The sequence below is a fragment of the Rhizobium sp. CB3171 genome, from assembly GCF_029714265.1.
Lineage (GTDB): Bacteria > Pseudomonadota > Alphaproteobacteria > Rhizobiales > Rhizobiaceae > Rhizobium.
In genome coordinates, this window is record NZ_CP121654.1 from 481,309 (window position 1) to 502,958 (window position 21,650).

Annotated in this window: 14 protein-coding genes and 2 pseudogenes; 6 read left to right on the forward strand and 10 right to left on the reverse strand. The window is 58.1% G+C overall.

Annotated features, from left to right (window positions below; all coding sequences use genetic code 11):
• Nucleotides 1-114: 114 nt before the first annotated feature.
• Entirely contained in the window at nucleotides 115-654 is a 540-nt protein-coding gene (locus tag QA648_RS34170; RefSeq protein WP_283054485.1) for a hypothetical protein, read from the forward strand.
• Nucleotides 655-748: 94 nt separating this feature from the next.
• Here QA648_RS34170 and QA648_RS34175 read toward each other — a convergent pair whose 3' ends face one another.
• Together QA648_RS34175 and QA648_RS34180 are read right to left on the reverse strand one after the other, a co-directional pair.
• Nucleotides 749-2,095 (reverse strand): pitrilysin family protein, encoded by a 1,347-nt coding sequence (locus QA648_RS34175; RefSeq protein ID WP_283054486.1) that lies wholly within the window; start codon nucleotides 2,093-2,095, stop codon nucleotides 749-751.
• Nucleotides 2,096-2,102: 7 nt separating this feature from the next.
• Nucleotides 2,103-3,488 (reverse strand): pitrilysin family protein, encoded by a 1,386-nt coding sequence (locus QA648_RS34180; protein ID WP_283054487.1) that lies wholly within the window; start codon nucleotides 3,486-3,488, stop codon nucleotides 2,103-2,105.
• A gap of 1,321 nt (nucleotides 3,489-4,809) precedes the next feature.
• Between QA648_RS34180 and QA648_RS34185 the strand changes: the two genes are divergently transcribed.
• Nucleotides 4,810-6,465, forward strand: a complete 1,656-nt coding sequence (locus tag QA648_RS34185) for an efflux transporter outer membrane subunit (protein WP_283054489.1) — start codon at nucleotides 4,810-4,812, stop codon at nucleotides 6,463-6,465.
• A gap of 236 nt (nucleotides 6,466-6,701) precedes the next feature.
• On the opposite strand, the gene QA648_RS34190 is transcribed toward QA648_RS34185, so the two are convergent.
• The 4 genes from QA648_RS34190 to glmS form a co-directional block, all read right to left on the reverse strand.
• Nucleotides 6,702-9,872, reverse strand: a complete 3,171-nt coding sequence (locus QA648_RS34190) for an efflux RND transporter permease subunit (RefSeq protein WP_283054491.1) — start codon at nucleotides 9,870-9,872, stop codon at nucleotides 6,702-6,704.
• A complete protein-coding gene (locus QA648_RS34195; protein WP_283054492.1) occupies nucleotides 9,869-10,945 on the reverse strand; it encodes an efflux RND transporter periplasmic adaptor subunit in 1,077 nt (358 codons plus the stop codon). The genes QA648_RS34190 and QA648_RS34195 overlap by 4 nt, the downstream gene beginning before the upstream one ends.
• 427 nt (nucleotides 10,946-11,372) lie before the next feature.
• Nucleotides 11,373-11,903: an FMN reductase gene (gene msuE / locus QA648_RS34200; RefSeq protein ID WP_283054493.1), complete on the reverse strand. Its 531-nt coding sequence runs from the start codon at nucleotides 11,901-11,903 to the stop codon at nucleotides 11,373-11,375.
• 71 nt (nucleotides 11,904-11,974) lie between these two features.
• The gene (gene glmS, locus QA648_RS34205; protein ID WP_283054494.1) at nucleotides 11,975-13,801 is read right to left on the reverse strand and encodes a glutamine--fructose-6-phosphate transaminase (isomerizing); all 1,827 of its coding nucleotides are present in this window, start codon (nucleotides 13,799-13,801) and stop codon (nucleotides 11,975-11,977) included.
• Between the two features lie 480 nt (nucleotides 13,802-14,281).
• On the opposite strand from glmS, the gene QA648_RS34210 reads away from it, so the two are divergent.
• Complete coding sequence (locus QA648_RS34210; protein ID WP_283054495.1) at nucleotides 14,282-14,998, forward strand: hypothetical protein; 717 nt, start codon at nucleotides 14,282-14,284, stop codon at nucleotides 14,996-14,998.
• Nucleotides 14,999-15,197: 199 nt separating this feature from the next.
• On the opposite strand, the pseudogene QA648_RS34215 reads toward QA648_RS34210, so the two are convergent.
• Nucleotides 15,198-15,515, reverse strand: a pseudogene (locus QA648_RS34215) (Hsp20/alpha crystallin family protein).
• A gap of 403 nt (nucleotides 15,516-15,918) precedes the next feature.
• On the opposite strand from QA648_RS34215, the pseudogene QA648_RS34220 reads away from it, so the two are divergent.
• A pseudogene (locus tag QA648_RS34220) lies at nucleotides 15,919-17,137 on the forward strand (IS3 family transposase).
• Here QA648_RS34220 and QA648_RS34225 read toward each other — a convergent pair.
• Both QA648_RS34225 and QA648_RS34230 read right to left on the reverse strand, forming a co-directional pair.
• Nucleotides 17,128-18,126 carry a PHB depolymerase family esterase gene (locus QA648_RS34225; protein WP_283054496.1) on the reverse strand — a complete coding sequence of 333 codons (999 nt, stop codon included), beginning with the start codon at nucleotides 18,124-18,126 and terminating at the stop codon, nucleotides 17,128-17,130. The pseudogene QA648_RS34220 and the gene QA648_RS34225 sit on opposite strands and share 10 nt — an antisense overlap.
• Nucleotides 18,127-18,845: 719 nt before the next feature.
• The gene (locus QA648_RS34230; RefSeq protein WP_283054497.1) at nucleotides 18,846-19,922 is read right to left on the reverse strand and encodes a type I restriction endonuclease; all 1,077 of its coding nucleotides are present in this window, start codon (nucleotides 19,920-19,922) and stop codon (nucleotides 18,846-18,848) included.
• 430 nt (nucleotides 19,923-20,352) lie between these two features.
• On the opposite strand from QA648_RS34230, the gene pmtA reads away from it, so the two are divergent.
• Nucleotides 20,353-20,943: a phospholipid N-methyltransferase PmtA gene (gene pmtA, locus QA648_RS34235; RefSeq protein ID WP_283054498.1), complete on the forward strand. Its 591-nt coding sequence runs from the start codon at nucleotides 20,353-20,355 to the stop codon at nucleotides 20,941-20,943.
• A 110-nt stretch (nucleotides 20,944-21,053) separates the two neighbouring features.
• On the opposite strand, the gene QA648_RS34240 is transcribed toward pmtA, so the two are convergent.
• A complete protein-coding gene (locus tag QA648_RS34240) occupies nucleotides 21,054-21,224 on the reverse strand; it encodes a hypothetical protein (protein WP_283054499.1) in 171 nt (56 codons plus the stop codon).
• 194 nt (nucleotides 21,225-21,418) lie between these two features.
• On the opposite strand from QA648_RS34240, the gene QA648_RS34245 reads away from it, so the two are divergent.
• The gene (locus tag QA648_RS34245; RefSeq protein WP_283054500.1) at nucleotides 21,419-21,589 is read left to right on the forward strand and encodes a hypothetical protein; all 171 of its coding nucleotides are present in this window, start codon (nucleotides 21,419-21,421) and stop codon (nucleotides 21,587-21,589) included.
• Nucleotides 21,590-21,650 lie beyond the last annotated feature (61 nt).

A 21,650-nucleotide genomic window follows, 5' to 3' on the forward strand; every position in this document is an offset into this window, starting at 1 on the left:
CTCAAAGGGCGAAAGCGGGGCTTTCGTCCAACGCCTACCCGATCCGGCAGAACGCGCCGCTCTGCGTCTTCATCAAGAGCGAAGCGTTTGCCAATTATCGTGAAAGGAACCGTTATGAACAGCAACAAGCAACGCCGTGGCGTCATCTCAATCATATTTGCAATGCTGGCAGCCTTGGCTGTAGAAAGTCCCGCCAGCGCCTATTCCGTCTACCGCGGAGTGGTGGCCAATCCTCTCCGTCATGTGATCTGGGACGAAAAGAATTTTGGAGTGAGTGGCGCTACTCCAAACTTGTCTTTCTTCCATTATGCAGATGACGCGGCCGCAAGAGCCGCACTGCCTACCTTCCAGTGCATTATCAAAATCGATCTAGGCAACATCGCCCCACCGCCGGCACCAGGTCACCACTCTCTCGTCGGGAATGCGGGTATAGCGGTCGGTGCCTTCACCGTCGATCAACCCCGCATGTTTCCCTGGCAGATCGATTTCGACAACAACCCAGCCGGTCACTGGAGCATTGCAAGAGGCGCAATCTCAAATGGCAACAACAACGCAGCCTCAAGGGTGGCCGCGGCCGGTATCGCTAATCTTGTCTTCTTCAACAGTCCAAATATTGCCGTCATCAATGGGAACACGATTGGTTGTTCCCGATAGTTCGACCATAAGATGACCTTCGCCAATCAATGAAGTGGCTCTGCTGCCGGATGCGCACCCGGCAGCATCTATCTCGATCTTTCTCCATAGACCATCATCTTTTGCGCCCTTCGAGCGGCGGTCCGACGATCATAACGGCAGGGTCGGCGGAGAGAAGCCGCCTCGCGGCGGAGCGGACGTCGTCAATGGTTACTGCCTGGATCAGCTGTTCCCGCCGCTCGATATAGTCTATCCCGAGATCTTCCAACTGGATCTCGACCAAAGTGCCGGCAATAGCCCTGGATGAGTTGAGGTTGCTGATCGCAAAACTGCCGATCGTATTTTTCTTTGCAGTTTCGAGTTCTCTTTCGCTGACGCCGTCCTTTACCATCTGGCTCACCTCGGCTTGAATGAGGGAAAGCGTCTCTGCGGCCCGATCTGGGCGGACCCTGGTATAGATTGCGAGCGTCGCGGAATGGGCATCTGTCACGAGGGTAGATCCGATGCCATAGGCGAACCCTCGCTTCTCGCGCATTTCGTTCCAGAGCCTGGACGTGAAGGCCCCACCCCCCAAGGTCTGGTTCATAAGATAGGCTGCGAAAAACTGTGGATCCTCGCGGCTGATCCCCGGGTAGGCTAGGCGTAGCTGGACCTGAGGCAAGCCAAAGGCGATCCGAATTTCCTGCCCCAGCTTTGGTGCGGTTTCGATAACTGGCGTTAGGTGCGGTTCGGCCGGCAACTCGCCAAATATCTGATCCAGATCGCGCTTGAGGGCGTCGGCATCGATGGCTCCCGCCACCGCGATGACGAGGTTGCCGCGGGTGAAAAGCCGCTTATGAAAAGCCTTCAGATCTGAGATCGTGATAGCGGTCAAAGATTGCTCGGTGCCCTCTTCCGGGTTGGAATATGGATGATCGCCGTAGATCGCCTTCGCCCATGCGACCTGCGCAGCCTTTTGTGGATCCTTGGATTCCGCCAGGATGCCGGAGATGATCTGAGCACGGATGCGATCGACGGGCGATTGATCGAAGCGCGGCTCTTCGATGGCCAGTCGAAGAAGATCGAACGCACTATCCTTCCTGTCGGCAAGCGCACGCATGGAGCCGTAGATTGTATCGCGGCTGGCGCTGAAGCGCATCTTAGCGCCAGCATCGTCCAGTCGTTCCTGAAATGTATTGCTGTCAAGGTCGCCGGCCCCTTCGTCGAACAATCCGGTCATAAGGTTGACGAGGCCTTCCTTGCCAGGAGGATCTTGGGTGCTGCCACTTTCTCGGAACGCGAAACGAATGGTGACAATCGGAACTGAATAATCTTCCACCAGCCACGCTTTGATCCCACTCGCTGTCCTGACTTCCTGGATGGCGATCGTCGCGCACGCGGGCGCAGCCGCAAAGCCCAGCAAGACAAGAGCGACCAGTAGCGGTTTGGCCACCCCGAGCGGCAGTCCGTTGAACATCACCATCGACTTTTCAATCTCCTGAAGAGGTGTTTTCCCGCGGCAGCAGATATGCCGCCACCGATTGATCCGGGTTAAGATATTTCTCGGCAACTGCCTGCACCTGCGCCGTCGTTACCGCACGAATTCTCTCCCGCCAGTCCTGCACATCCTCCACAGTACCGCCGGTGGCGACCGCAGCCCCGTAGACAATGGCCATCTTCGCGGGATTGTCGCGTGCGAAGATCATCGAGCGCACCAGGCGATCTTTGGCCTTGTCGAGCTCCAAATCCGTAACTCCGGCCCGTATGATTTTCCGAACTTCGGCGTCCATCGCGTCTTTCACCGCCTCGATTTTTGCCTCGCCCCGCGACGAGCCGTAAATTGTGAAAGTGGATGGATCGACCGAGGTTCCCTGGAAGTGGGCGCCGGCTGAGGAGGCTGTTCCTTGTTTCACCACGAGTTCCTGATAGACCCGGCTGCGCATTCCTCTGCCGAGAATTTCTGACAGAAGATCAAGGGCCTCCGCTTCGCCCGGCTTGGCCGTTCTGTAGGACGGCACCACCCAGGACTCTTCGAAGCTCGGCACAGTCACCCGAGAGTCGGTGAGCACGACTGTCCGCTTGGTGTTCTGCTCCGGTTCTTGCGGCCTAATGCGCGAAGGAAGGTCCGAGCCGCGCGGTATAGCCCCGTATGTTTCCTCCGCCAGCTTGCGCACAGTCGCAGCGCTCACGTCGCCTGCCACGACCAATACCGCGTTATTTGGCGCATAGTAGCGATCGTAGAACCCTACTGCGTCTGCGCGATTGAGCCCTTCCATCTCGTGCATCCAGCCGATCACCGGGCGCCCGTAGGGATGGTTCTGATAGAGGGTCGCTTGCATCTCCTCCTCGAGAAGTTCCTCGGGATCGGTTTCGACGCGGGAGCGCCGCTCCTCGAGTATGACATCGCGCTCGGGCGAAATCACCGCATCGCTGAGTACGAGATTGCGCATCCGGTCAGCCTCGAATTCCATCATCGTCCCAAGCGCCGCTGGCGTGACAGTTTGAAAATAGGCGGTGTAGTCCGACCAAGTGAAGGCGTTCTCCTCACCGCCGATCTCCGCCACCTTTGTATCGAATGTGCCGGCCGGGTGCTTTTTCGTACCCTTGAACATCAGATGCTCCAAGAAATGAGCGATGCCGGATTTTCCGGGTGGCTCATCTGCACTTCCGACCTTGTAAAGGACGATCTGCGTGACGATCGGCGCCCGGTGGTCAGGTATGACGACCACTTCCAAGCCATTGTTCAGCAAGAAGTCGCTGATCTCGGATTGGCCTGGCGGAGCCCCGACCGCCGCTTCCGAGGTTGTCAGACACAGCAACGCAGCCAAGCTTAGGGCAAATGCACGAATATACGATTCCATTCTAGTACGAGTCATTGGGCATCCCCGATGTTGCTTGGTGGAGAAGCGTCTTCCCAGAGCTGGAACGCCGTGCGTCAGAATGGACTGGCGACATAGTGTCTTCTACTGGCATCTAGATATTTCCGCGTGATTATCTTTGGTTGTACCCGTCAGCAGAGGATCGGAAGCAATATGCGTGCCGGACGAAAAATTCCTTTGATTTTAACAAAACAGGTCGAATCTAGCTGGATGACGGCATTCCAGCATTGTCTGATGTCGGACAAGGCTAAGTGCCATTACCGACTGCGTTGTTGGCATTTCGTCATTCAACTTGCTTGGCGATGGGATGTAGGTCGTGAGGCCGGATTTTTAAAAACACGCTGTCGAAACAGACAGCATTGGACCCCTCAGTTGGGAAAGACGTTTGAGCGCACGTGCAGCTGATATACGGCCGCGGGTGAAGTGCGGGAGTGTTTTCGATTGGGGTTTTCATCCCTAATCGATCGCGTGTCGCATGCCCGACCCCGAGCGAGGCGTTTCGCTCGACTTTTTATGTCCATATCCTTTGCGCGCCTACTCTCAGTCTTGCGTTCGCGCCGGAAGATTTCTGCTTTGGCACGAATAATGCTTGGCTCATCCGGAAACTCGCGTAGACGGAGGAAGATCTATGAGCCGCGCCATTTCATCCGCAACCATCCCAGTTACGGCTTCCGCCTCGCCGTTTGCATTCTACGCAATCCATCTGGAAGATTTCTCAAGTACTGGTGGCGCGACTTGGGGCCTTTGGCAAAATCAACATGCATCCACGTGAGGATCAACATTGGCTCGTCCTCGGACGTCGAATTCCCATGCGCGAATTCCAAACATGATTGCAACGCCACGGGAACCCGCGCTGTGATCCATGGCGCAGATGAGTGGGATCTGAACAATCAATCTTTCCAATCAGTCGCGTGCCATTATCAAGCGCAGAAGAAGGATGAGGCCGAAGAATGGGCGTCGCATGCATATGCGGATGAGGTGAAATTCGGTGCGGCAGTTATCGCTCGACGATCGCATCCTCGCCCAGAGGTGAGTACTTGCGAGAGATTTGCAAGTTGAGGAAGAGTCATGTGCTTTCTGGCGTCCGCGTAGCGCGAGGCTCTCATGGACGCCGGCGTGTCGATCGTTGCCTTGTCCGTCGAGCAGCTCCGCTCGTCGATGTCCTGTTACAACCGACCCCCTCCAATTTTAGTCTGAACCTCAACGGCCTACAGTTCATCAGGATGACTAAAGGCGGAAGAGATCATCGAAGCGCCGACACACGTGGTGTCACGTTTCCCTAAGACAGTGATCATGTAATTCAATTGTAGGTAATGTGATGGTATCCATTCGTACTGCCGCCCCCGCCCTGCTGCTTCTTCTGGCAGGTTGCGTCAGCGGCCCCGATCATAAGCCACCGGAAATGCCGCTCGCGGCCAAGTTCTCGGAGGGCGGTACGAAGATCAACGGCGACGTCTCGAGTTCACAATGGTGGACCACCTTCGGCGACAAGAAGCTGAACGGCTTGGTTGAGCAGGGACTTGCAGAAAACCTCAATATCCAGCAGGCGCTGGAACGCATCAACCAGGCGCAGGCGCAGGTCGTCTCGGCCGCAGCCGGCGGAATGCCGAGCCTCCTCGTTTCAGGCGGTCATACGACCAGCGGCGAAAAGGGCAGCCAGCGCAACAAGAGGGAAACGCGAAACACCACCAGCGGCGACGTCACGGCTTCGTGGCTGCTTGACCTCTGGGGCCAATACCGCCGCGCCAAGGAAAGCGCCAACGCATCGCTGGATGCGGCCTATTCCAACGTCGACGTGGCTCGCCTGACCTATCTGCAGGACCTGGCGAACAGCTACGTCAATGTCCGCTACTATCAGGCCCGTGTCTCGATCGCACGGGACAACCTGAAATCTCGCCGCGAAACGCTTGAACTCACCAAGTTCCAGCTCGATGCCGGCGCCGTTTCCCGCCTCGACGTCGTCCAGGCCGAAGGTCTCGTCAACTCGACCTTGTCTGAAATTCCGGGCCTCGAAATCAGCTACCGCCAGGCGGTGCATCATATCGCGACCCTGCTCAACGTGCCGTCGCAGACCATTATCGCCCAATTGCACGGTGGCGGCAGCCAGCCGGTATTCCGCGGCCGCGTCGATACGGGCGTCCCGGCTGACCTCATCCGCAACCGGCCCGACATCCGTGTCGCCGAGCGTAACCTTGCCGCTGCGACCGCTCAGATCGGCGTAGCGGAAGCCCAGCTCTTTCCGACCATCACGCTCGGCGGTTCGATTTCGCCGTCCTACATCCACACGAAGTCCATCAGCGGCAGCCTGACGACGTGGTCGTTCGGCCCAAGCCTGTCGCTGCCGATCTTCGATGGCGGCGCGTTGCGCGCCAACGTCAAGAACGCCGAATCCACCAGCCGCGAACAGTATATCGTCTGGAAGCAGACCGTGCTGTCTGGTGTCGAACAGGTCGAAAACGCCCTGTCGGCCGTCAGCCGCGATGCTCAGACGGTTGCCGCGCTGCGGGCGCAGGTGAAGTCCTATCAGGAAGCCCTCGAACTCTCGACGGCAAGCTACAAGGACGGCGCCTCCTCGCTGCTCGACGTTCTCGATGCGCAGCGTTCGGTTTCGAACGCGCAGGAAAGCCTCGCCGAGGCCGTTCAGCAGAGCGCGCTCGACTATATCTCTCTGAACGTCGCGATCGGCGCCGGTTATGTTCCTGCCGAAAAGCCGACTGTAGTGGCAAGGCCGGCCACGGTCGTCAAGGTCGCTGCCGAGAAGACACGGAACTTACCCCGACAAATTGGCCTTGCGCATGGTCGACTGAATTGGGAAGCTGTGGCCCCTCTTCAGCCCCAGCGCATCCGTAGCTTTTCACCATTCCCTCGACGACCAGAATTGACTGCGTGTTCGGCAACGGTGGCGGCGGCGCGCAGCCGGTGCGATCGGGTCCACGTAGTTGATAATGTCACCGTGGTTCGGGGGCTTCCATGACTGGGTAATGCTTCTTTGCGGACTCTGAAAATGCTGGCGGTGTCTCCTTCCCATAGACGTTTGTCAAACGATAGCGGCCTTGTTTGCGCTTGACCGCGTGAAGCAAAATATCAACTCACCGACAGCGATAAGCCGGCCGATCGGCTCAGCCACAGAGTCGAAGAGTCGCGCAAAGGCCGATGGCGAGATTTGATCGACAACGAAAGGCGTATGTCAAAAAACGCCTGCAGTCCCGATCAAGGTGTGGGTTCGATGACTTTATGCTGAGATGAGATCATCTCGATGGATTTCCCCGTGTCGCCGCCGAGATCGCCCGCCAAATTACTGAACTCCGTCTCTCGCCAGCAGGTCGCGTGGCGTCGAAGCGCCAGGCGACTGAACGATTTGAGCAAATTTTGCAGGTCGTCGACGAAGGTGAAGATGACCGGGATAATGATGAGGCTGAGCAGCGTCGATATCATCACGCCGCCAATCACAACGATGGCCATCGGCTGCCGGAAACTTGAATCTCCGCCCGTGAGGCTAAGCGCAGCCGGCAGCATGCCCGAGGCCATGGCAATGGTGGTCATGACGATCGGCCGCGCCCGCTTGTGGCAGGCATCGACGAGCGCATCAAACCGGGACATGCCTTGGCGACGCGACATGATCGCATATTCGATGAGCAGGATGGAGTTCTTCGTCACCACGCCCATGAGCATGAGAAGGCCGATGACGGCGGGCATTGAGAAACTGGTGCCCGTTACCACAAGCGGCACCAGCGCACCGCCGAGCGAGAGCGGCAGGGCCATCAGAAGTGTCAAAGGCTGCAGGAAATCGTGGAACAACAGGACGAGCACGGCGTAGATGCAGAACACGCCGATCGCCATTGCGAGGGCAAAGCTCTGGAACAGCTCGGAGCTGCGCTGAAGTTCACCGTGTTCCACCAGGGTAACGCCCGGCGGCAGATGCTGGAGCGCCGGCAGCGCCTTCGCCTCGCGGTTGACGTCGCCCAAGATGCGGCCGTTGAGTTCGACGGAAACGGTGACATTGCGCATACGGTCGATGCGGTCGATCTCCGAAGGACTGCCGCCGATGCGGATATCGGCGATCGATCCGAGATCGACATTGCCGTTGGTGCCGGCGACGCGCATGTTCTTGATGTCGTCGAGATTGGTGCGCGTCTCAGGCGAGAAGCGGACGACGATCGGGATTTGCCGCTGCGGCAGGTTGAGCTTCGGCAGATCGGAAGAATATTCTCCGTTCGTCGCCACGCGCACGGCGCTGGCGATCGCATTCGACGTCACGCCAAGCGCTGCGGCGCGGGCAAAATCGGGCGTGATCTGGATTTCCGGCGCCTGCCTGGCCGCCGTCGATGTGACCGCGCCAATGCCCTGCAGCGTGCGCAGTTGCTCCTCCAGTGCCGTGCTTGCGCTGTCGAGCGCATTGGCGTCGTCGCTGGCAAAGGTGAACTCGAGCTTGGTGCCGTTGCCAATACCGACGGCGACTCGCACGCCGGGGAGGACGGAGAGCGCCTGTCGGATCTCGTTTTCGATCTCCGACTGCTTGCGGTCGCGCTCATCAATGGGCGTCAGCGTGGCGACGATCGCGGCAGACCCGACACCGCTCGAGGAGGCCTTCCGACCACCGCCAGAGGATGCCGAGCCGACAGCCGCATACACATGCGTCACGTCGGGAACCTTACTGACGATATCTGCGGCCTTCCTGGATGCGGCGTCGGTCTGCTCGACAGTGGCACCGGGCTGCAGGGTGAGTGTGATCTGCGCGCGTGCGTCGTCAGCGGCCGGCAAGTATCCCGTTCTTAAGAGGGGGATGATGGCAAGCGAAAGTGCGACGACAGCGGCGGTCACTGCCACCGTTGTCTTCCTGTGATTAAGAGCTGCCTGCGCGATCGCCATATAGACGCGCATGATGCGGCCATCCTTCTGCTCCGACGGATGAGCCTTCATGAAATAGGCCGCCATCATGGGGGTGAGCAGACGCGCAACCACAAGCGAGGCAAGGACGGCAACTGCCGCTGTAATGCCGAACTGGCGGAACAGGAGGCCGGGTATGCCACTCATGAATGCCGTCGGCAAGAAGACTGCGACCAGCGTGAAGGTGGTCGCGATGACCGCAAGGCCGATTTCGTTGGCAGCCTCCATCGCGGCATCGATCGGCCGCTTGCCCATTTGCAGGTAGCGGGCAATGTTTTCGATCTCGACAATCGCGTCGTCGACGAGGATTCCGACCACCAGCGACAGTGCGAGCAAGGTGACGACGTTCAGGCTGAAGCCTGCCAGGTACATGACGAGGAAGGTCGGGATGACCGACAAGGGCAGCGCCACGGCCGACAGGATCGTTGCGCGCCAGTCCCGAAGGAAGAGCCAGACGACCACGATCGCCAGGATCGCGCCCTCATACAGCATGTGCATCGAACCGTCATAATTATCGATAATCGGTCCGATCGTGCTGTAGGCTTCATCGATCTGCGCATTGGCATGGGCGGCTGCGAACGTCTTGATCGCAGCGTCGACGCCGGCTGCGACCCCGCTGTCCGAAAACCCGTTCGAGCGCTTGATCTCGACCGCAATCACCGGCTTGCCGTCAAGATAGGCCATCGAAGAGCGCTCCGCGAAGCTGTCGGTAACGGATGCGACATCGGCGAGCCGGACCTGCTGCCCATTGGCGAGAGGTATAGTGAGCTCCCTCAGAGCCTCGACCGACTCTACGGCGCCGAGCGTGCGCAATGTCTGACGAGAGCCGCCGACCTCGCCGAGGCCGCCGGACGTGTCGGCTTGGACGGCCTTCAACTGCGCCGAGACGGTCGCCGCCGTCACTCCGAACGACGCCATCGTCGCCGGATCGAGATCGACATGAACCTCGCGGTCGATCCCGCCGATACGGTTGACCTGCCCGACGCCCGGCACCGACAGCAGCGCCTTGGTCAGATCGTTGTCGACAAACCAGGACAATTCGGTCTCGTTGAGAGCGGCCGAGCGGACGGCATAGGTGACAAGCGCGGAGCTTTGGACGGTGGCCTTCGTAACGATAGGCGTTCCCATCTGTGCCGGCAGGACGGCCTTGACGCTGTCGACGGCATTGCGGACCTCGTTGAGGGCGGCTTCGCTGTCTTTCTCCAGCTTGAAGGAAATCTTGATCGAGACGGTGCCGTCGGTGATCGTCGTGAGAATATGATCGAGATGGCTCACGGAGGTGAGACTGTCCTCGATGGTACGGGCGACCTCCGTCTCGAGCTGCGTCGGCGCAGCACCATCGAGCGTAGCGGTAACGCTGATGGTCGGGAGATCCATGTCCGGAAAGTACTGGACCGCCAGCTGTTTGAATGCCCAAAGCCCGCCAAATCCAAACATCACAAACAGCAATATCGCTGGTATCGGATTGCGGATCGAGAAGGCAGAGAAATTCATCGGTTCTTCTCCGCAATCTTTACGAGGTCATTGTCCGACAGAAAGGCACCGCCCGAGGTCACGATCTTCGACGAGGCATCTACGCCGGAGACGATTTCCACCTCGCCATTGTTGCGGCGGCCGGTTTCCACCCGAACCCTGCGCACCCGGTTGTCCTCGCCTGCCGCGAAGACGTAGCTGATGCCGTCCCGGAACACGATCGCCGTTTCGGGTACGGTCAGAGCCGGCGTGGTCTGCAATTCGATGTTGCCCGTGACGTAAAGGCCGGTGCGCGGACGGGCATCGGCTGGAAGCGCGACATAGACGATTGTCCGGCTCGTGTCGGTACTCACCGAAGGCCCGACAAGCCTCACCTTGCCTTCGATGGCATGCCCATCCGGCCCGTTGATCGCAACGCTCAAGCCTTCCGAGATGCGCGGCAGATAGCGCGCCGATACTTCGGCCTGCCATTCGACACGCTGCTGACGGACCATGCGAAACAGCTCGGTGCCGGTTGAGACGACCGCGCCGAGGTTGGCGGAACGCGAGGTTATGAGGCCATCGTCGACGGCGGTGATGGTCGTCTGCCCGAGCTTGATCTTTTCGCTGTCGAGCGCGGCTTCCTCGGATGCCAGGCTTGCCGTCGCCGTCTGCTCGTCGGCGAAATATTCAGTGATTTTCTCGTCGGAGAGAGCCCCGGAAGAGCTGAGCTGCCGCGCCCGATCCGCATTCGCCTTGGCCTTCGTCAGATTTGCCTTGGCGGTCACGACAGCCGCCTCCTGCTTGCGAAGGTCTGCCAGCACGCTCTCCTGCGAAAGCCGAGCCAACGTCTGCCCCTTCGTAACCACGGACCCGACATCGACCAGGACGTCAGTGATGCGCAGGCCGCTCGTCTCGGAGGCGATGATCGCTTCCTGCCACGGCTTCAGCCAGCCGCTCGCGGGAACGGTTTCCGGCCAGTCCCGCTGTGACGGTGTCGTCAGAGAGACGGTGAGAGCGGGCGCGGCGGCCTGTTCGGCCATGCTATTGGTGGAGGGAAGCTGGAGTGCTGCACAGGCAAGAACGGCGGCGAATAGGATAAACGGCTTTCTCAAATGGCAATTCCTCGCAGTTCAAGGGTATCCGCGCCTAACTGTGGCGTCAAAAAGCTGGAATGTCGGCCATGGTGCAAAGTTGAAATGTCTGACGATCTCAAAGGTGACAAAACTGAACTGTTCGAAACATATTTCGGGCACCAGTGATTTCGGACTTTCCGCCATCCAAGGCAGCATGTTCTTGTCTGCGACACCGTCACAGATCGCCAATCAGTTGCTGGATGCAGCCAGAAGCGGACACGCTCGCCAACTATAAAAGGACTACCTACGGCCGCGGCGAGCCTAGCCTTTTGAGGCCATCGGCACGCGATTGGATCAGCGAAAGAGAGAGCCAAAGTTGTCTGCGAGGCGTTGAGTATCCCTGAATTGCCTCGCAAGGTTCGCTTGGGACAAGAAAGCCTGTTTCGCCGACGTTTGCTGCGTCTGGTCATCCTATTGCGCAGGCTGCTTCCTCGACAGCCCGACCGACGCGCATGCGGACGGCCTCGGAGATGACCTCCCCGTGGGCGAAGTCCTTACGGGTGGCATAGATTGCGGTCGGCATCGCAAGCGCCTCAAAGAACCCGAACAGAGGGCGCAACTGATGTTCGACGACAAGCGAATGACGCTCGCCACCGCCCGTCGCAGCGATGATGATAGGCTTGCCCCTCAGCGATGTTGGGTCGAGCAAATCGAAATAGTGCTTGAATAGGCCCGTGTAACTGCCCTTGTAGGTGGGTGAGCCTACGACCAGGGCGTCTGCCTCCAGCATCTGGTCTACGACGCCGCGCGCTTGAGCGTTGAGGTCGTCCAGCCGTTTGGCTTTCAACAGGGAAAGTCCAAGGTCATCGACATCGAAGGACTGCGCCACAGCTCGCGTTTTGAGTGCCAGTTGCCCGACGATATGGTCGACGAATGTGCGCGTCGTGGACGGCCGTGTTATGTTCCCCGAGAAGCCAAATATCTTCGTTTGCGGCATGTCGATCTCCAAATGCTCAGCAGTGATAAGTCATCTAAACTCTGTCATTCGTCCCTTACGGAAACGCCGGCCTATTCGACGGTGACTGATTTCGCCAGGTTGCGCGGCTGATCGACGTCAGTGCCCACAAACACGGCCGTATGATAGGCGAGCAATTGGACCGGCAGCGAAAAGATCATCGGCGAAATGATCTCGTCCACATTCGGAAGAACGATTGTTTGCATCGTGTCGAGCTTCAAGGCGCAAGCGCCCTTCTCGTCGGTGATCAAGATGATCCGTCCGCCGCGGGCCGCAACCTCCTGCATATTGGAAACGGTCTTATCGAAAAAGCGGTCGTGCGGTGCGATCACGATAACCGGCATGTTCTCGTCGATGAGGGCTATCGGACCGTGTTTCAGTTCGCCGGCAGCATACCCTTGCGCGTGAATATAGGAAATCTCCTTTAGTTTCAGGGCGCCTTCCATGGCCAGAGGGAAGCTGGTGCCGCGGCCAAGATAGAGCACGGCGCGGCACTTTGCCAATTCGCGCGACAGAAGCTCGATCCTTCGTTGGATGCTGTTCAGCACCTGCCCCATGACGCGCGGCATCTCGGCAAGGCGGCCGACCAGTGTCTGTTCCTCCTTCTCCGTAAGGGTGCCACGCGCCCTGCCGGCAGCAACCGCGAGCGCAGCCAGAACGGCGAGTTGGCAGGTAAAGGCCTTTGTGGACGCAACGCCGATCTCCGGTCCGGCGAAAATCGGGAACACAGTGCCGGACTCCCGTGCTATCGTCGATTCAGGCGTGTTGACGACTGCACCGGTCTTCAGGCCGTGCTCCTTGCAATAGCGTAAGCAAGCAAGTGTATCGGCCGTCTCGCCCGATTGTGAGATAAAGAGAGCTGCCACCTGTGGCGAGAACGGAATTTCGCGGTACCGGAATTCTGAAGCGACATCGATTTCGACCGGCAGACGTGCATAGCGCTCGAACCAGTACTTGCCGATCAGCCCGGCCAAGTACGCAGTGCCACAGGCGGAGATCGCCAGGCTTTGCACGTTGGCGAAGACAGTGTCGCGCCAAACCGCGACCACCCGATTGTCGCTGAAGTTGATGTAATGGCTGAGGGTATCGGAGATGGCCTCCGGCTGGTCGTAAATTTCCTTCTCCATGAAATGGCGATAGTTGCCCTTGTCGATCATATGGGCCGCCACCAGCGAGACCTGCCGCGGTCGCGTGACGACTTTGCCGTCGATATCGAAGATATGGACGCCGGTCTTGTCGATGACCGCCCAATCGCCGTCGATCAGGTAGGTGATCTCGTTGGTGAAGGGCGCGAGCGAAATCGCGTCCGACCCGAGGAACATCTCGCCGCTTCCGTGACCGATCGCGAGCGGCGGACCATTACGGGCAGCCATGATCGTCGAAGGGTCCTCCTCGAAGAGCAGAGCCAGCGAGTAAGCGCCTCGGACGCGCTTCAGCATCGCATGCATAGCTTCGCGCCGGCCCATGCCGTCCCGGCGAAGTCTTGCCACGAGATGCGCGATGACCTCCGTGTCGGTGTCGGTTTCGAACTCGGCGCCGGCCGCGGTCAGCTCATCCTTCAATTCGGCGAAATTCTCGATTATCCCATTGTGGACGACCGCGATGCCGTCGGTAAAATGCGGGTGGGCGTTGCGTTCCGTCGGCGCGCCATGGGTTGCCCAGCGCGTATGGGCAATACCGATTGTGCCCGACAGAGGCTGCTCTTTCAGCTTTGCCTCGAGATTGAGGAGCTTGCCCTCGCAGCGCCGGCGATGGAGCGCTCCACTGTCGATCGTCGCGACGCCTGCCGAATCGTAGCCACGATATTCAAGGCGTTTCAACGCGTCTATCAGCCGGTCCGAAACCGGATGATGGCCGACAATACCCACAATCCCGCACATACATTCTCCGCGTTTCTTCGCATGTCGGCCACAACGCACTCACGTAGTCCGTCAGCCTGGAGTGAGCGAAGCTAATATCTTGGATCGCCATGACAGCCATCGTTCCGTCAGAGCTCCGTGGCAACATCGTCGTGCTGTAGCGCTAGATTTCGGTCATACTCAGCGCTTTCTAACGGCAGTCGACTGATTGGAAAAATTGATTCTTTGGATCGCACCCATTTGCGTCATGGATCGTCGGATGGGTTTTTACGCTGAGATGATGGGGCCCCGCCTCAGACATAAACCGGCCGGTTTCTTGAGGCAGGAGTAACATCCATCATGATGCTCTCAGCAGCCATCATGGATGTCAGAAATCTACGCAAAACTCGACGTGGAATGCGGGACGGTCTAAGACCGCTCACACAGTCTACTAGAAATGTCCCCCTATCAATAAATATCGAGACCTGCTCACATTAACGTCGTCACAAAGGATAACTTTTCGTGTCAATTTGCTGTTGGAAGTTCATACGGGTCATCGCATTTGCACCTGCAGCGGCGATCATGCTGGCCGCGAATACCATATTGGCGCAGGAATCATTCACCACGGTTCAATGGCCAGACACGCCAACGGCCCGGATTGAGGCACTTGCGATTCTCCAGACTTTGAATGCAAATCTCCTGAGTAACGCTAGCGCCACCTTGACGCTCGATCGCTGGTGTGCCGGGCACAATCTCGCACCGCAAGGTTCTAAGATCGTTGCCGAGCGCATACGCGGGGGAGACAAGCCCGCCGACAGCCGTATCCGAGAACTGCTGGCGGTCGGCCCTAACGAACCCATCGCCTACCGACATGTCCGCCTCGTTTGCGGCAATCGCGTCCTGTCTGAGGCCGACAATTGGTATGTTCCGGGAAGGCTGACAATGGACATGAATAAAGCGTTGAATACGAGCGACGTCGCCTTTGGCAGAGCCGTCCAATCTCTCAATTTCACCCGCACAAATCTATCTTCCAACTTGCTGTGGTCTCCTCTTCCAGAGGGTTGGGACGTGGAAAAGGAACTACCGGCACCCACAACGGGATCTCTTACACTGCCGTCATTTCTTCTCGAACATCATGCCGTGCTGAAGCTTCAGGATGGCACTCCGTTCAGTGCGCTGGTCGAAAGCTATACGAGCAATGTATTGGACTTTCCGGCTCCACCTGTGCTTGCGCACTAAGTGCCCCTTGGCGCTACGACTACAAGCGCAGCGCTTGGGATTGGGGTTTCATAAGACGGCCTCGCCGTTGCCGAAGTTCGTCGCGGGCGACCGGCTGGAACTTCATGTGCGGCATGAAGTGTTCGGTCAGGCAGGGTAGCTGGTCCGCGTCGTTAGGTCGCCGGGTACGTTTGTACCCGGCGCGCTTGCAGCGGTCGGACTATTCGGTGTTGTCGATGGCGATCCGCCTGACGTTGGCTCGCTCCTTCTCGGTCTTCGGCAGCGTCACGGCAAGAAGACCGTTCTTGAACGTTGCGGTGACCTTACTCTCATCAACCTGGCGACCTAAAGCCAGCCACGTTCGAAGCGTCCGTAATAACGCTCACTGAACCGGCGATCCTTGTCCCTCGGTTTCCGACTTGTTTTCACCGCGAAGTGTAAGCACGCCCTCTTTCAGCAGCACCTCGATATCCTCTGGATCGATGCCCGGAATTTCCGCTACCACGCGGATTTCGTCATCATTCTCCTTGATCTCCACGTGCGGCCACGAGCCGCCAATCGGCGGTGAGCCACCAAACAACGATCGCGACCGAAACCGCGGAAGACTTCATCGAATAGACGGTTGACATTGCGATGAAGCGACAGGAACGGGTCCATGTGGTCACCACTATTGAGGCAAGAGCACGGATGTCGCCAACGCGACAACTGCATGTGTCTTGGTGCTTCGCCGTCAGGAAGCACCCAGAGCAGCGATCATCTTCATAATGGCGTCCATTTGGACGGCACCCTTGACCGCGTAGTTGCTACCTGTAAAGCCCCACCAGTCCCAACAACCCTGGGGATTATACGGCCTCCGGAGTGACTTATCGACTGAATTAGCCCCCGAAAGGCCCGGACATGCTCCACCACTTAGCTAAGTGGGTAGGAGTAATGTTGGTAATATGACTAGCAGCAATTTTAAGATGGAAGTCCTCTCCGGGCCGGAACGTCGGCGGCGTTGGAGCACGGCAGAGAAGCTCGCGATCATCCACGAAACCTATGAGGCGGACGCGACGGTGAGCATCGTCGCGCGTCGACACGGTATCCAGCCGAACCAGTTGTTTGCGTGGCGCAAGCTGGCGTCCCAAGGGGCACTGACGGCGACGGCCGCCGAGGAGGAGGTCGTTCCGGCTTCCGAATACCGGGCGCTTCAGGCCCAGGTGAAGGAGTTGCAACGCCTGTTGGGCAAGAAGACGATGGAGAGCGAAATCCTGAAGGAAGCCCTCGAAATCGCCGGTGGCCCAAAAAAACATCTGTTGCGCTCGCTCTCTCTTCCGAGGGGGATTTTGGAATGAAGACCGTCTGCGAAACTTTGGGTGTCGCCCGCTCGAATATCGCCGCGCGCGCCGCAGGCTCCCTTCCAAAGCCAGAGGACGCCCGCCACTACCTGATCGTGAGCTGCTGGAGGACATCAAGGCCGTCATCGCCGATACGCCTACCTACGGCTATCGGCGTGTCCATGCCATCCTGCGTCGGAATGCCCGGAAACTGGGGCGTTCGTGGCCCAATGCCAAGCGTGTCTACCGGGTGATGAAGCTGCACAATCTGCTGCTGGTGCGTCATACCGGAGCGGTCAATGATCGCCTTCACGACGGCCGGGTCGCCGTCGAGCGTTCAAACATCAGATGGTGCTCCGACGGCTTCGAGATCGGCTGCGACAACAAGGAGAAGGTGCGCGTCGCCTTCGCCCTCGACTGCTGCGACCGCGAGGCAATCGCCCATGTCGCCACCACCGAGGGCATCAAGAGCGAAGACGTGCAGGACCTCGTGATCACCGCTGTCGAGAACCGCTTCGGCCGCATCAACATGCTATCCGAGCCCATCGAATGGCTCACCGACAACGGCTCCTGCTTCATCGCCAGGGACACGGCATCCTTGCTCCGCGACATCGGCATGGAACCTTGCACGACACCGGTGCGAAGCCCGCAATCGAACGGCATGGCCGAGGCGTTCGTCAAAACCTTCAAGCGCGACTACGTCTCGGTGAATCCAACCCCCGACGCTGAAACCGTCATCGCTCAACTGCCGTTCTGGTTCGAGCATTACAACAATCTTCACCCGCACAGTGCTTTAGGATATCAATCGCCGCGCGAGTTCATCAGCTCGCAATCTCAAACCTGAGCATGTCCGGTCTTTTGGGGGCAACTCCAGAGTGACTTATCGACTTGCGGATACAGCACTACGATACCGTTGGTATCCGCCCAGTTATTCAGATAGAGCTTGGTATACCAATCGTCCCCGATCGATTGCTGCGATTGGCTGCAGCCATGGATGGAAACATGCAGTTTGCAGTTGGCCCCAGGCTTGGCACAGCTGTCGGGGATAAAGACATGCCCCACATCCGCCATGCTCGACACCGGGTTGGCGGCACCGTAGAGTTTCTGGTCGAACGCCATCAACTTCCCAGTTGGTTTGGCCGCCGGTTGGTTAAGCTTGCCATAGATGAACTGCAAAATCCCGCCAGCCTGATCGTAGTTGTTGTCGTTGGCAGTATTGGGTGAATCGTTCAGACATTCGTTGATGTACGGCGTTGCATTGGTCGGGCACAAATTCCCGAAGACCTTCGAAACAAACGAGTGACCGGCAGGGTAATTGCTGACATAGACGAGGTTTGAATCGGGAACTCGGGCCAATTTGAAAAACTGGACGCTGGCATCGACGGCACTTTGCGTGACGATCGTATCGGCCGTACCGCTGAAAATGTAAATCTTCTTCGATTCAAGGTTGGAAAGTGGGTCGATGGCGCCGATACTCGAAGACATTTCCGCCGCAGCGTACAACATCGCAGGATTGGGAGGAACGCGCGGCACTTGGCCCATGCAGATATCCGTATAGGTGAGATTGCCCATAGCGCAAAAATAAGGTCCACCAGCGACAATGCCCGCCCCCATGAAACTTGATGAATACGCGACCTGCAACTGCGAGGCCATGAATGCCCCCGACGATAGGCCCGACACCGAGATGGCGTTGCGATCGATCTTCAGGTTTGGTAGCGCTTGGGTTTGTGCCACCTCGGTCAGCAGCAGAAGGCTGAAACTTGCGGTGACAATTCCCTTAACGAGGCGACAAAACCTGGTTTTCTTCCAATCCAGAACAATCTTTGCGCTCATACTCTCATACCTCTTTCAGCAATAGCTTAGGTCGCGTCCTTGAATTTGCGAGCAGATTTGTCAGAGGAGGCTTTTCGTGCCGCTTGCGGTTTCATTGCCACTCGTCGCAGATCCGCTCTGCTGAGATAGAAGATGCCCAGCCTCGGATCCAATGTCTTGGTTCATTCCGCCACGGCTGATGTCACGCAAATGCCATGCCAACAAAAACGGCATATCATCAAAATGTTGGGGTATGGCTCAAGCCCGTGCGCCGCATCCTCGACGACAATTTCGTGTGTCGCTCGCTTTTGGAGATGTGACGAATTGATTGGTTCGTTGACAGCCTGATCGGGGCGGCGCGAACGATCACTATGGGTGTGCTTTGACTGTGATGGAACTCCCGAAAATATGACAAGACTGGCATCTTTCGAATTATGCCGGTTTGAATCCGTAGGTCCCCGACCCGTTCTGCACCGGGTAATAAAACTCACTATTCGAAAGGTCTCATCGGCATTGGTGATTTCGGCCCTACTCTGCCATCCTCGACAGCAAGTTCCCGTAGGCAACACCGATAGCGCTCGTCAACCATAACCGGTCGACTGGCGGTCGCGGCGAGGCTAGCTCTTTCGAGAGCTCGTTAGCCAGCTTATTAAGACCACCTAGCGGGCCGAGGTTTGAGCAATTACGGTCATTTAAAGATGATCAGCTGTTCAATGCCTCGGGCACGCCGGATTGCCTCGTTATTCCGCTGCTATCTTAGCCGCTTCGGCGGCATACTTTCGCGCGGTCGCCCTCAGCCGGTCGGTGTATTCGTAGATCTGGTCGAGCGTATCGACGATTAAGCGCTCTTCGTTTTCCCCGTCGAAGAGCCCGATGTACTTGACCGACCTGTTGAAGTGGAGGCGCGCCAACGGTTTGCGATTGTTGTTGTCGATGAGGATGGCGCAGTAGGACTTAGCGTCGCGCATGACCACACGCTTGGCGCTGATGGTTTCGCGAACGATCGCTTTTACGATCATATAGCCTTCCACTTCCTCTTCGGTCGTTATGACCTCAGGGTCCTCGGCGACGGGGACATCAATCTTCTCGATGACTTCCTGCGTCTCCGCAAGAGCGCTCGATAACCGGCTCTTCACCGTATCCATGATCACTTCGCGAAACGCGGTCCGGACGACGGCTGTCAGCATTTCCCGTACGGGAGCCGTTATCCTGCCCTCATAGACATCGTGCGAGACCATCTTTACGAATTCCTCGCTCGGCTCCTCAATAAGCTTGGAAATGACCTGCTTTATACCCGAGGTGTACTTGAGACGCTCTGCGGTGGCTAAAATGTTCGAGACGTCGAAAGTGGCCTTCTCGAACTTACGCAGCTCGGACAAAATGCCCGACTGGACGTCGCTAATGTCGAAAACCAGGAATGGTCGAGCATCGAGCTTGTTCGGCGCTTCAAGGTCGGTGTAGAAATTGAAGGTCCGGCCATTTGTGAGGATCGCGAACTTGGCATCGGTTACACTGAAGTACCGATATAGCTGGTCGAGGTGCTTGCGCTCCAACGCCACAGAAATTGGTTTGCATTCGATCAGGATTCTGATCTGGTTGTCGATCTTGATCGCATAGTCAACCTTCTCGCCCTTCTTCCCAACAGCGTCTGCGGTGAACTCTGGCACGACTTCTGATGGGTCAAAGACATCGTAGCCTAGAGCCCGGAGGAATGGGAGAACGACCGCAGTCTTCACCGCTTCCTCCGTCGCCATCGTACTGGAATGCGACTTAACGCGCTCCGCAATTGCGCGAAGACTTTCTTCAATCGAACTCATCTTCCCTCCCACGACGGTTGCATAAAAATCCGCCTTCACGCAACTTATCGCAGATTTTGCGATAAGTCTTTAGCAACTACAGTGATATTTTAGTGCACCCGGGAAACTGCGTCGTGGTAAGAAGACCGGCCTTCAGCTGTTGCAGCTCCCTATGTCTGCAGCACCGTCGTAGCGGCGGGCATGGGGGTCAGCGACCATCAAGAACCTGCCCGATGGGATCGGAGCGTTTCGTGGGCAAGCCTTGCCGACTCTTTGCTATGGAACGCAACCACAGGGCGTCACTTGGCAGCGAAGGGTGCTCGCCACGACTTCTTTTATGAGCAACACGCGATAGTCGAATGGAAAATGCCGCCAACGGGCTTGAATTCGTCGCATTTAGACGGTGTTTGTCGCTCCCGTGATTCTGATCGGGTATCAAAGCGGAGGCAAAATGGGCGTGCGGCAGCGGATGGGGTTGAAGTTCAAGGATGAGATCGAGTTCCTGAAGGGCTGGAAGCGCGACCGCACAGCGGTAGGCGCCATAACGCCGACCTCCGTTGCGACGGCAAGGAAGATGGCAAGCGTTATCGATCCTTCCTCCGGCCTTCCTGTGCTTGAACTGGGTCCGGGAACCGGCGTGATCACCAAGCAGATCCTGGCGCGCGGCGTTCGGCCTAAGGAGCTCTTGTCCATCGAGTATTCGCCGGAGTTCTGCCGGCATCTTCAGCAGGAGTTTCCCGAGGTCGACGTTCGACGTGGAGACGCCTTTTCGCTGGATCTCGTTCTGGGCGCTGAGCGAGGTGCTAAGTTCGACTGCGTCATCTCCGCTGTGCCCCTCCTTCATTTGCCGCCCTCAAAGCGATTATCGCTGATCCTAGATCTTCTCGAACGGATTCCGACAGGGCGGCCCGTCGTCCAAATCACCTATGGATTGCTCTCTCCAGTCGTCGCGCTTCCCGCCGGATACGAAGTCCGTCATCTGGCTTTCATGATGCGCAACATTCCGCCGGCACAGCTTTGGACGTACCGAAAGACGAGATGACCTCGGCCATCTCATAAACATTGTTCGAACGTTTCGATCGCCGGGCTGATGACGAACGCGATCGATTTGCAAAGCGCTTAGGCGGCTTTCGAGACGCGCTCTGCCCTTCGTTAGACCAGCGCCCAGATGTGACCGACCGGATCCAAGATCGAGGCCACGCGCCGGCCGAGAATGTCCGTCTGTATCTCATCGCGGACGCGGCCGTTGAAACCCGCCGGCATTCGAGATCGCAGGCGGCAGATCGCAAGCTGGTCGATGCAGCCGAGTGCCGTTGCGTGCACTCCCTAACCAGTCCAATCCCGCTCTTTGTTGATGGCGTCCTGGCCCGGTTCCGGATCTTCCACGATCAACCCGCGAGGGGTCCGCCAGCCAAGCTGCGGCCGCTTCCGCTTCGCGTCGCGGTGATCGCGCCCGTCCCCGGGCCTTTTAAGGAGCCATCGAGCGGGAATTGGCCCGCTCAGAAGGAGCCTCTCACATGTCGCACGACCTCTCGCTGGCCCAGTCCCTCGCATTCCAGCTCTCCCGCGACTTGATGGTTCCGGTCACGCTCTTCACCGTCAACGGCGAATATGGCGTCCTGCCCTCCAACGAAATCGACGACGACGACGACCTTCAGATCGTCCATGAGTACTCGCCTTGGCATTGAGCCAAGGTAGGGCCTTAGGCGTGCCGCTTGCGAGCGGCAGGCCGCAAGGGAGGCTTCGCCG